Origin of the sequence: Micromonospora sp. NPDC005203, assembly GCF_042872705.1 — a bacterium.
In the GTDB taxonomy this organism is placed as follows: Bacteria; Actinomycetota; Actinomycetes; order Mycobacteriales; family Micromonosporaceae; genus Micromonospora.
In genome coordinates, this window is the sequence record NZ_JBIAKV010000002.1 from 752,311 (window position 1) to 763,579 (window position 11,269).

Sequence of the window (11,269 nt, forward strand, 5' to 3'; positions counted from 1 at the left end):
GCCTTTTTTGCATACCGGGTATGCAATACTGTCGGCGGTCTATGGATGTCTCACTGTTGTAGACGCTCCAACTAGGAGGTTTCGTTGCATCGACGCAGCAGAACGACCATCGCCGTCACCGCCGTCGCGGCTCTCGTGCTGGGCACGCCGGCGACCGCGATGGCCAGCCCACCCACCACCGCCCCCGACGCCGCCCCGCGTACCGCGACCGGCATCGCGAAGACGGTCACCCTGCTCACCGGTGACCGGGTCACCGTCTCCGCGTCCGGGTCCGCCGCCGTCCGTCCCGGCCCCGACCGTGCGCATCTGCGCTTCCTCACCAGCCGCGAGCGCGGTCAGCTCACGGTGCTGCCGGAGGACGCCCTGCCGCTGATCCGCGCCGGCCGGGTCGACCGGCGACTGTTCGACGTGACCGGCCTGATCGCCGCCGGTTACGACGACGCCCGCCGCGACAACCTGCCGCTGCTGGTGTCGTACGGCTCGACCGGTACCGCCCGGCGTGCCCCGGCCGCTCTGCCCGGCACGCGGGTGGCCCGCGACCTACCGGCGATTCACGGCGCCGCCCTGGCCACCGACAAGTCCGCACTCGGCGCGGTCTGGGCGACTCTCGCCACCGGCCCCGCTGGGGCCCGCCTCGACGCGGCGGGGGGCGTCGAGCGGATCTGGCTGGACGGTCGTCGCCGGCCGAGCCTCGACCACAGCGTGCCGCAGATCGGTGCGCCCACCGCCTGGGCGGCCGGGTTCACCGGCGCGGGAGTGTCAGTCGCGGTGCTGGACACCGGCGTCGACGCGACCCACCCGGACCTCGCCGGCAAGGTGGCCGAGGCGCGCAACTTCACCGAGGCCGCCGACGCCCGGGACACGGTTGGCCACGGCACCCACGTGGCCTCGACCATCGCGGGCACCGGTGCGGCCTCCGGCGGCAAGTACCGGGGTGTGGCGCCGGACGCGACGCTGCTGGACGGCAAGGTCTGCGAGGACGCGGGCTGCCCCGACTCGGCGATCCTCGCCGGCATGCAGTGGGCAGCGGTGGAGAAGAAGGCCGCAGTGGTCAACCTGAGCCTCGGTGGCTGGGACACCCCGGAGGTCGACCCGCTGGAGGAGGCGGTGCAGACCCTGACGGCGCAGACCGGCACGCTGTTCGTCATCGCCGCCGGCAACGACGGCGCAGACGGCTCGGTCGGCTCCCCGGCCTCCGCCGACGCCGCGCTCGCCGTGGGCGCGGTGGACCGCGACGACGAGTTGGCCGACTTCTCCAGCCGGGGCCCCCGGGTCGGTGACGAAGCGCTGAAGCCGGACATCACCGCGCCCGGCGTCGACATCGTCGCCGCGCGGTCCGCCAACGGTGTCATCGGCGATCCGGTGGGGGACCGCTACGTCACGATCTCCGGCACCTCGATGGCCACTCCGCACGTGGCCGGGTCGGCCGCGCTGCTGGCCCAGCAGCACCCGGGATGGCGGGCCGACCGGCTCAAGGCCACCCTGATGGCCGCCGCCAAGCCGCATCCGGACCAGACCGCCTACCAGCAGGGCGCCGGGCGGGTCGACGTGGCGCACGCGATCACTCAGCAGATCACCAGCGACCCGGTGAGCGTGTCGTTCGGGCGTGCGCTCTGGCCGCACGGTGACGACGCCCCGATCACCCGCACGGTGACCTGGCGCAACGACGGTCCGGCCCCGGTCACCGTGGACCTGAGCGTCGAGGGCGCCGGCCCGGGCGGTCGCGCGCTGCCGACCGGCCTGTTCGCCCTGGGTGCCAGCCAGCTAACGGTGCCGGCTGGTGGCACCGCCGCCACGACCGTCACCGCGGACACCCGGCTCGGCGACGCCGACGGCTACTGGACCGGGCGGATCGTGGCCCGGTCCGGTGCGGCGGTCGCGGTCACCCCGCTGGCCGTGCACCGGGAGATGGAGAGCTACACGCTCACCGTGGAGCACCTGAACCGCGCCGGCGTGCGCACCCCGGACCACTGGACCAGTCTGCTCGGGATGGACACCTTCGGCTCGTGGGACCTCGTCAGCACGGACGGGCTGGCCACCGTGCGGCTGCCCAAGGGGCACTACGCCCTGAGCGGCCTCGTCAACGAGCCCGGACCGGAGGATGAGCCGCGCGGAATGTCCGTGTTGGTGCAGCCAGTACTGACCGTCGAACGGGACACCCGGATCGTCGTGGACGCCCGCCAGGCCAAGCCGGTACGGATGACCATTCCGGACCACAACGCCGTCCCGGAGCTGATCGACCTCGGCGGCAACTTCACGGCCGACGACGGCAGCGCGTACACCGTCGGGCTCTGGACTGACACGTTCACCGACCTGACCAGCGGTCACATCGGCAAGTCGGTCTCCGCCGACCGGTTCGTCGCCACCGTCAGCAGCCAGTGGATCAAGCCGGACACGGCTGACAGCCCGTACCTGTACGCGCTGGCCGAAGCGATCCCGGGCCGCATGCCCACCGGGTTCGTCCGCGACTACGCCCGACGGGACCTGGCCACCGTCGTGCACCGGTTCCGCGGTGGTGGCCCGGGCATCGAGGCCGAGCGGGTGGTGTACCCCGTGCTGGAGTACAACGTCGGCGGCGCCGCCCTGGGCCTGCCCACCACAGTGCCCGGCCAGCGGGTCGAGTACTACAACACAAAGGGCGTGAAGTGGGAATCCGGGATCTACTTCGGAACGCGGGACGAGGACGGCTGGTTGAACGCGAATGCCGCGCTCCTCTCGACCCCCACCGCGTACCGGGCCGGGCGGACGGTGACGGAGACCTGGAACCAGGCTCCGTACGGACCGTCCTTCCCGAACCCGAGCTGGCCGCGCCAGAGCATCACCCGGGTGGGTGACACCCTCCTGGTCGACGTGCCACTGTTCAGCGACGCGGCCGGGCACCCGGGCGGCTCGTTGAGCGACAGTGAGCACACCAAGCTCTGGCGCAACGGCACGCTTGTCGACGAGAACGAGTACGCCGGCTACGGAGAGTTCACCGTGCCGCCGGGTGGGGCGGACTACCGCCTCGTCGCGTCCTCGAAGCGAAGCTTCACCGACCTGAGCACCGAGGTGGAATCCAGCTGGACCTTCCGGTCGCGGCACGTCACCGGTGACACGCCGGCCCGGCTTCCCCTGTCGGTGGTGCGCCTCGCGCCGCCGTTGCGGGTCGACAACAGCGCTCCGGCCGGTCGGGACTTCGTCGTCCCGGTGCGCGTGCAGCGGCAGCCCGGCGCGCCGGCCGCCCGGGTGGAGAAGATCGCCGTCGACGTCTCCTACGACGGCGGGAAGACCTGGGGTAAGGCGAGGCTGGTCCGTACCTCCGCCAACGGATGGTCGGCCACGTTGCGGCACCCGGCCGGCACCGGCCACGTGTCGCTGCGGGCCACCGCCCGGGACACCGCGGGCAACACGGTGACCCAGAAGATCATTCAGGCGTACCGGTTGCGTTGAGGCGTACCCCGCCGGGTCCGCGGCCGAGTGCCGCGGACCCGGCGGGTCCGTCAGTTGTTGACGTGCAGGGCGGCGTTCAGCTCGATGCCCCGGCCGGTGCGGGGCCGGGCCTCCAGCCCGCCGGTCACCGAGTTGCGCCAGAACAGCAGGCCGTCAACGCCGGACAGCTCACGGGCCTTGACCACCCGGCCGTCGGGGAGCGTGATCTTCGACGCGGCGGTGATATAGCAGCCGGCCTCGACCACACAGTCGTCGCCGAGCGAGATCCCGACGCCGGCGTTCGCGCCGACCAGGCTCCGCTCACCGATGCTGATCTTGTCGGTGCCGCCGCCGGAGAGGGTGCCCATGATGGAGGCCCCACCGCCGATGTCGGAGCCGTCGCCGACCAGCACGCCCTGCACGATCCGCCCCTCGACCATGGAGGTGCCGACGGTGCCGGCGTTGAAGTTCACGAAGCCCTCGTGCATCACGGTGGTGCCGGCGGCCAGGTGCGCGCCCAGGCGGACCCGGTCGGCGTCGGCGATCCGCACCCCGGCGGGCACCACGTAGTCGGTCATCCGGGGGAACTTGTCGACCCCGTACACCGACAGGTGGCGGCCGGCGGCCCGCTCGATCACCCGCAGCTCGTCCAACCGCTCCGGTGGGCACGGCCCGGCGGACGTCCAGGCCACGTTGGCCAGCTTGGCGAAGATGCCGTCGAGGTTGAGCTGGTTGGGCCGCACCAGGCGGTGCGAGAGCAGGTGCAACCGGAGGTACGCGTCGGGGGCGTCCTTGATCGGGTCGTCGAGCGAGCCGATCACGGTGACCACCTGGACGGTACGCAGACCGGGCAGTGCCCGGTCGCCGAGCGCCGCCGGCGGCAGGTCGAGCACGTCCGACTTGTCCTCTCCGGCGACCAGCGGCAGCTCACCGAGGCCCAGCTTGCCGGTCGGGTACCAGGTGTCGAGCACCTGCTCATCGGCCGTGACCGTGGCCAGGCCAATGCCCCAGGCGGAATCTGCGGACGTCACTGTTACACCTCTCGGTCGCGGCCGGGTCGGCCTCAGCTCACTCCTCGCGCGGACAGACCTGAAGGTACCGTGCGAACCATGGAGAACCCGCTGACCCCCGAGGTCCTCGCCGATCCGGTACAGCTGACCCGCGCGCTTGTCGACATAGAGTCCGTGTCCCTCAACGAGAAGGCGATCGCCGACTGTGTGGAGGAGGTGCTGCGGGGCGTACCGCACCTGACCACCCACCGGCACGGCAACACCGTGATGGCGCGTACCGACCTCGGTCGGGCGCAGCGCGTGGTGTTGGCCGGGCACCTCGACACGGTGCCGCTGAACAACAACTTCCCGTCGACCATGCGCGGCGACCTGATGTACGGCTGCGGCACCTCGGACATGAAGTCTGGCACCGCGTACGCGCTGCACCTGGCGGTGACCCTGCCCGAGCCGCGCTACGACGTGACGTACTTCTTCTACGAGGCCGAGGAGATCGAGTCGCGGTACAACGGGCTCAACCTGGTGGCCCAGGCGTACCCGGAGTGGCTGGAGGCGGACTTCGCGGTGCTGCTGGAGCCGACGTACGGCATCGTCGAGGCGGGTTGCCAGGGCACCATGCGTTCGGTGGTCACCACCACCGGGGTACGCGCCCACTCGGCGCGGTCCTGGCACGGGGTGAACGCCATCCACGCCGCCGGTGAGGTGCTGCGACGCCTCCAGACGTACGACGCGCGCCGGGTCACGATTGACGGCTGCGACTATCGCGAGGGCATGAACGCGGTGCGGATCAGCGGTGGCGTCGCCGGCAACGTGGTCCCGGACCGCTGTGAGATCGAGGTCAACTACCGGTTCGCCCCCGACCGCACCCCGGCCGAGGCGGAGGCGCACCTGCGGGAGGTGTTCGCCGGCTTCGAGGTGGTGGTGACCGACACCGCGCCGGGCGCCGCACCCGGGCTGGAGGCGGCCCCGGCGAAGGAGTTCCTGGCGGCTGTGGGCGCGGCGCCGATCGGCAAGCTGGGCTGGACGGACGTGGCCCGGTTCGCGGCCATGGGGATCCCGGCGCTGAACTTCGGCCCCGGGGACCCGAACCTCGCGCACCACCCCGACGAGCACGTCGAGATCAGCAAGATCCGCGACGGCGCGGCAACCCTGCACCGCTGGCTGGCCCCAGCCTGATCGGTGACCAGGAGGTTTGCGTCAGCCGGGCCCGTTGTCGGCGACGCAAACCTCTTGATCGGCTCCTGCGGGCGCGGCGGCGCTGGGGGAGACCAGGGGCGGGTCCTGCAGGCGGGTGCGGCGGCGTTCGGCCACCACGTCTCGGATCCGTCGCTGCATCTGGCGACGGATCCGGATCATCTCGCTGTTACTGATCACGCTGTCTCCTCCCCCGAAGGCGCGCGCCGGGCATACCCGGTATGTGAATAGTAAGACGTGCGGGGGAGCGGATTAGTTGCCCATGATTCCGAACTATTTCTCGGCGTCCCCGCCCCGCACACCTGCGAGGTGCCGCTCCACTACGGTTGCCCCATGAGCCAGAGCAACAACGGGCGGGAGGCCGGTCGCGGTCCGGGGCAGGAGCGACACCGCGGTGCGGTCACGCTCCGCAGGGGGTCGATCCCGAGCAGTACCGCTGATCAACGGTTGTTGGATTCGCGTGGGCGGGGCGACTGGAAGACCAAGGACGCCTGGCGCGCGCTGCGCATCCTCTCCGAGTTCGTCGAAGGTTTCGACACCCTCGCCGATCTGCCGCCCGCGGTCAGCGTGTTCGGCTCCGCCCGCAGCGGCCCGGACAGCGCCGAGTGCCGACTGGCCGAGCAGGTGGGCGGCGCGCTGGCCCGAGCCGGCTACGCGGTGATCACCGGGGGTGGGCCGGGAGTGATGGAGGCCGCCAACCGCGGCGCCAGCGAGGCCGGTGGCCTCTCCGTCGGGCTCGGCATCGAGCTGCCGTTCGAGCAGGGCCTCAACGAGTGGGTCGATCTGGCGATCGACTTCCGCTACTTCTTCGCCCGCAAGACCATGTTCGTCAAGTACGCACAGGCGTTCGTCGTGCTGCCCGGTGGGTTCGGCACCATGGACGAGCTGTTCGAGGCGCTCACCCTGGTGCAGACCGGCAAGGTCACCCGGTTCCCGGTGGTGCTCATGGGAGTCGACTACTGGCAGGGCCTGCTCGACTGGATGCGCGACACGATGGCCGCCGGCGGCAAGATCGGGCCGGTCGACCTGGACCTGATCTGTCTCACCGACGACGTCGGCGCCGCGGTGCGGTACATCGTCGAGGCGGAGGCCGCGCTCTCCGTCGAGCAGGAGGCGGTCCGCGACGAGGCGGTCGCGCGCACCGGCGCGGACCAGCAGGCCGCCGCCGCGCAGGCGGCCGACCAGCCACGGGACAGGTGATGGCCGCGATCTGCGTCTTCTGCGCGTCCTCCCGCACGCTGGACCAGCGCTGGTTGGACCTGGCCGCCGAGACCGGCGCGGAGCTGGCCCGGCGCGGCCACACACTGGTCAGCGGCGGCGGCTGCGTCGGCATGATGGGCGCGCTGGCGGACGGCGCCCGCTCCGCCGGCGGACGCACCCTTGGGGTGATCCCGCAGTCGCTTGTCGATCTGGAGGTCGCCGACCTGGCCTCGGACGAGCTGCTGGTGACCGACTCGATGGCCGGCCGCAAGACCCTGATGATCGACAAGTCGGACGCGTTCCTCACCCTGCCCGGCGGCCTGGGCACCCTGGACGAGCTGTTCGAGGTCTGGACGACCGCGACCCTCGCCCTGCACGCCAAGCCGATGGTGCTGATCGACACCGACGGGTTCTACCGCCCCCTGCTGGACTGGCTGGACAGCCTGACCAACCAGAACTTCCTCAGATCAGCAGGCCGCAACCTGCTGACGGTGACCACCACAGTCCCCGAAGCCCTGGACGCCCTAGAGTCCCGCCTGACCTGACCCACCCCGCCCCCACCCTCGCCCCCACCCCGTGCCGCCCCGCCCCGCCCCGCCCCACCTCAGCCCAGCCCAGCCCTGGTGATCATGGAGTTGGCGGTGCTGTTGTCGGCGTGTCGCGCCGCTAACCGTCGTGATCGACGGGGGTGGATGGGGTGGGGTTGGGGGTGGCGTGGGGGATTGGGTGGGTGTCGTATGGGTCTGATGGGATGAGCTGATGCAGGCGTACCGGTTGGTGCGGCGGTCCGGGGGACCGCCGCGGGGGGACGGGACGACGCCGGACGGCGCTTCCGTGCCCGCCCGCGGCGGCACGTCCGGTGGCGCGTCGGCTGAGCCCGATCGCGGGTCCGAGCTGTCAATCGACGGCGGCGGTTGGCGGGCCGATCCGGTGCAGGCCGAGGTGGTCGGGCACACCAACGGGCCGATGCTCGTGCTCGGCGGCCCCGGCACCGGCAAGACCAGCACGCTTGTCGAGGCGGTCGCCGCCCGGGTGAGCGAGGGGGTCGACCCCGAACGGATCCTGGTGCTGACCTTCGGCCGCCGAGGGGCCACCGCCCTGCGTCAACGCATCGAGGCCCGGGTCGCGCAGGACGGCCACCGCGTGCTGCGCGAGCCGCTGGTGCGCACCTTCCCGGCGTACGCCTTCGGGTTGCTGCGCCGAGCCGCCGCCGAACGAGGCGAGCCGTCGCCCCGCCTGCTGACCGGCCCGGAGCAGGATCTGATCATCCGCGAGCTGCTGGACGTGGTGGGCGAGGAACCCGAGGACGACCCGGTCGGCTGGCCGACCGACCTGCGCCCTGCCCTGCGGACCCGGGCCTTCGCCGGTCAGCTGCGCGACCTGCTCATGCGCGCCGCCGAGCGCGGCGTGGGTCCGATCGACCTGGCCCGGCTGGGTGAGAAGCTCGGCCGCGCCGACTGGCCGGCCGCCGCCCGCTTTCTCCGGGAGTACGTCGCCGTGCTCGCGCTGCGCGACGTCAGCAACCGGGGCTCGATCGCATACGACCCGGCGGAGCTGGTCCGGGCGGCCACCGGGCTGCTGCGCGACGACGAGGAGTTGCTGGCCGCCGAGCGCCGTCGGCTCGCGTACGTGTACCTCGACGAGCTGGCCGACACCGACCCCGCCCAACTGGAGTTGCTCTCGGTGATCGCCGGCGGTGGCAAGTCGCTCGTCGCGTTCGCCGACCCCGACTCCTCCACGTACGCCTTCCGCGGCGCCGACCCGGCCGGGGTGACCACGTTCGCGCACCGCTTCCGGACCGCTTCCGGAGCGCCCGCCGCGCAGGTGCTGCTGACCACGTCGTACCGGGCCGGGCCTGGTCTGCTCGCCGCCCTGGCCCGGCTGGGCCGCCGGCTGCGTGGCCCGGCCGCACACCGCCGGCTGCACCCACTGCCGGACGCGCCACCCGGGACCGTCGAGGTGCACACCTTCCGGTCGGCGACGAGCGAGGCCGCCTGGCTGGCCCACGCGCTGCGCTCGGCCCACCTGCTCGAAGGCGTGCCCTGGTCGCGGATGGCGGTGCTGGTGCGGTCCACCGCGTTGCAGCTGCCCACCCTGCGACGGGCGCTGCACGCCGCCGGCGTACCCACCGTGGTGCACGGTGAGGATCTGCCCCTGCACCTGCAACCGGCGGTCGCCCCGCTGCTGCTCCTGCTGCGCTGCGCGCTGGAGCCGGAGCGACTGGACGAGGAGTCGGCGGTCGCGCTGCTGCACTCGTCGCTGGGCGGGGCCGACCCGCTGGCCGAGCGGCGGCTGCGGCAGGGCCTGCGAGCCCTCGCGTTGGCCGGCGGTGACCGCCGCCCGTCCGGGGAGCTGATCGTCGAGGCGTTGCAGGACCCGGAGGAGTTGGCCGGCATCGAGCGGCGCTGGGCGGAGCCGGCGCAGGCGGTGGCCGGGCTGCTGGCCATCGCACGCGAAGCCGCCGCCCGGCCGGGCGCGACCGCCGAGGACGTGCTCTGGGCCGTGTGGGAGGCCAGCGGTCTCGCCGAGCGCTGGGCGGGCGCGATCAACCAGGGGCGGCCGGCGGCCGGCGAGGGGGACCTGGCCCGGCGGCGGCGGGCCGAGGCGGCCGACCGGGACCTCGACGCCGTCCTGGTCCTCTTCGACGCGGCGGCCCGGTTCACCGACCGGCTGCCGGGTGCCCGCACCGAGGTCTTCCTCGACCACGTGCTCGCCCAGGACCTGCCGGCCGACACCATCGCGCCGACCGCCGACCGGGGTGCGGCGGTACGCCTGCTCACCGCGCACGCCGCCAAGGGCCTGGAATGGGACCTGGTCGCGGTGGCCGGCGTACAGGAGGGCATCTGGCCGGACCTACGACTGCGCGGCAGCCTGCTCGGCTCCGAGCGGCTGGTCGACGTGCTGGCCGGCCGCTCTGTCGACGGCGCCACCAGGGCGAACGTTGTGGGCCAGACCTCGGCGTTGCTGGACGAGGAACGCCGGCTCTTCCACGTCGCCATCAGCCGGGCCCGGCACCGGCTGCTGGTCAGCGCCGTGGCCTCGGCCGCCGTCGGCGGTGACGACCACCAGGAGCAGCCGAGCCGGTTCCTGCACGAGCTGGGTCCCACCCCGCCGAGTGCCGGGCCGTCCAGCCCGCCGAGTGCCGGGCCGTCCAGCCCGCCGAGTGCCGGGCCGGCCGACCCGCCCCCGCCACCGGGTCCGCGCGCCGGCTCGCGGGACCCCGCCCCCAGCCCAGCTGAGGCCACGCCCGCCGCCGATGGAGTGCCGACCGGCGCGCCCGGCGTCGTAACGAGCGGCGCGACTGCCGGCACGACCACTGGCGCGGCCGGTGCGACGAGCGGCGCGACTGCCGGCACGACCACTGGCGCGGCCGGTGCGACGAACGGCACGACCGGCGATGACGGTGAGCCGGACCGTCCCGGGGCACTGCCGGTGACCCGTCCACCTCGGGCGCTGACACTGCCGGCGCTGGTCGCCGAACTGCGTACCGCCATCACCGACCCGGCCGCCCCGGCGGGTCGGCGGCGCGCGGCGGCGGCCCAGTTGGCCCGGCTGGCCGCCGCCGGGGTTCCCGGCGCGCACCCGGACGACTGGTGGGGGTTGCGCGCGCTCTCCGACGACCGGCCGCTCGTCGAGGACGGGGAGCCGGTGCGGGTCACCCCGTCGGCCATGGAGAGCGCCCTGCGATGCAGCCTGCGGTGGTTGCTGGAACGGCACGGCGGCAGTGGCCCGACCAGCACCGCGCAGGGGGTGGGCAATCTGGTGCACGCCGCCGCGATGCTCGCCGAGGACGCCAGCGCAGACCGGGGTGCGCTGCTCGACTACGTGGCCGCCCGGTTCGACGCCATCGAGTTGGCGGCCCGGTGGATGGCTGGGCCGGAGCGGGAACGCGCCGAGGCGATGGTCGACAAGCTGCTGCGCTGGCTGGCCACCAATCCGCGTCGGTTGCTCGCCATCGAGCACGAGTTCGCGGTCCGGTTGGACGACCCGCACCGGCCCGTCGACCTGACCGGCCGGGTCGACCGGCTGGAGGTCGACGAGTCCGGACGGCTCGTGGTGATCGACCTGAAGACCGGCAAGTCCACCGCCGTCACCGGCACCGACCTGGCCGAGCACCCGCAGCTCGGCGCGTACCAGGCGGCGGTGGAGGCGGGGGCGTTCGCCGAGTTCGGTGACGAGTCCGGCGGCGCGGCGCTCGTGCAACTCGGCACCTCCGCGAAGGACGCCCGGGAACAGAACCAGCCGGCGGCCGGCGAGGGACCGGCGGCCGGTTGGGCGACCGCGCTGGTCCGGAGGACCGCCGATACGATGGCAGCCGCCACGTTCGCCGCGGTGGCCAACTCGAAGTGCCGGGTCTGCCCGGTCCGCACCAGTTGCCCGGTGTCCGGGCAGGGGCGTCAGGTCGTCGAGCCGCCGACCGTTCGACGCAACCGTGAGGGCGAGGAGTGAGCGGGTGTCGC

7 protein-coding genes are annotated in these 11,269 nt (G+C 73.1%); 5 read left to right on the forward strand and 2 right to left on the reverse strand.

All coding sequences use genetic code 11. The features are described from left to right. Nucleotides 1-84: 84 nt before the first annotated feature. Nucleotides 85-3,429: a S8 family serine peptidase gene (locus ACFYPM_RS08845; protein WP_387192800.1), complete on the forward strand. Its 3,345-nt coding sequence runs from the start codon at nucleotides 85-87 to the stop codon at nucleotides 3,427-3,429. 50 nt (nucleotides 3,430-3,479) lie between these two features. On the opposite strand, the gene dapD is transcribed toward ACFYPM_RS08845, so the two are convergent. Further along, nucleotides 3,480-4,439 (reverse strand): 2,3,4,5-tetrahydropyridine-2,6-dicarboxylate N-succinyltransferase, encoded by a 960-nt coding sequence (gene dapD / locus ACFYPM_RS08850; protein WP_387192802.1) that lies wholly within the window; start codon nucleotides 4,437-4,439, stop codon nucleotides 3,480-3,482. Between the two features lie 78 nt (nucleotides 4,440-4,517). Between dapD and dapE the strand changes: the two genes are divergently transcribed. Further along, nucleotides 4,518-5,591: a succinyl-diaminopimelate desuccinylase gene (dapE, locus tag ACFYPM_RS08855; protein ID WP_387192805.1), complete on the forward strand. Its 1,074-nt coding sequence runs from the start codon at nucleotides 4,518-4,520 to the stop codon at nucleotides 5,589-5,591. A gap of 21 nt (nucleotides 5,592-5,612) precedes the next feature. Here the strand turns inward: dapE and ACFYPM_RS08860 are convergent, their stop codons facing one another. Then, nucleotides 5,613-5,789 carry a hypothetical protein gene (locus ACFYPM_RS08860; protein WP_387192807.1) on the reverse strand — a complete coding sequence of 59 codons (177 nt, stop codon included), beginning with the start codon at nucleotides 5,787-5,789 and terminating at the stop codon, nucleotides 5,613-5,615. Between the two features lie 153 nt (nucleotides 5,790-5,942). On the opposite strand from ACFYPM_RS08860, the gene ACFYPM_RS08865 reads away from it, so the two are divergent. The 3 genes from ACFYPM_RS08865 to ACFYPM_RS08875 all read left to right on the forward strand — a co-directional run bounded on the left by ACFYPM_RS08865 (nucleotide 5,943) and on the right by ACFYPM_RS08875 (nucleotide 11,258). Then, entirely contained in the window at nucleotides 5,943-6,809 is an 867-nt protein-coding gene (locus ACFYPM_RS08865; protein WP_387192810.1) for a TIGR00730 family Rossman fold protein, read from the forward strand. After that, on the forward strand, nucleotides 6,809-7,354 hold the full coding sequence (locus ACFYPM_RS08870) for a TIGR00730 family Rossman fold protein (protein ID WP_357377582.1): 546 nt from the start codon (nucleotides 6,809-6,811) through the stop codon (nucleotides 7,352-7,354). Before ACFYPM_RS08865 ends, ACFYPM_RS08870 begins: the two co-directional genes overlap by 1 nt. A gap of 214 nt (nucleotides 7,355-7,568) precedes the next feature. Next, nucleotides 7,569-11,258: an ATP-dependent helicase gene (locus ACFYPM_RS08875; RefSeq protein WP_387192814.1), complete on the forward strand. Its 3,690-nt coding sequence runs from the start codon at nucleotides 7,569-7,571 to the stop codon at nucleotides 11,256-11,258. Nucleotides 11,259-11,269: the final 11 nt, after the last annotated feature.

Excerpts from the sequence above, each read along its gene's own strand:
- dapE (WP_387192805.1), top strand. The coding sequence starts at position 4,518 with ATGGAGAACCCGCTGACCCCCGAGGTCCTCGCCGATCCGGTACAGCTG.
- ACFYPM_RS08865 (WP_387192810.1), top strand. The coding sequence starts at position 5,943 with ATGAGCCAGAGCAACAACGGGCGGGAGGCCGGTCGCGGTCCGGGGCAG.
- ACFYPM_RS08870 (WP_357377582.1), top strand. The coding sequence starts at position 6,809 with ATGGCCGCGATCTGCGTCTTCTGCGCGTCCTCCCGCACGCTGGACCAG.
- ACFYPM_RS08875 (WP_387192814.1), top strand. The coding sequence starts at position 7,569 with ATGCAGGCGTACCGGTTGGTGCGGCGGTCCGGGGGACCGCCGCGGGGG.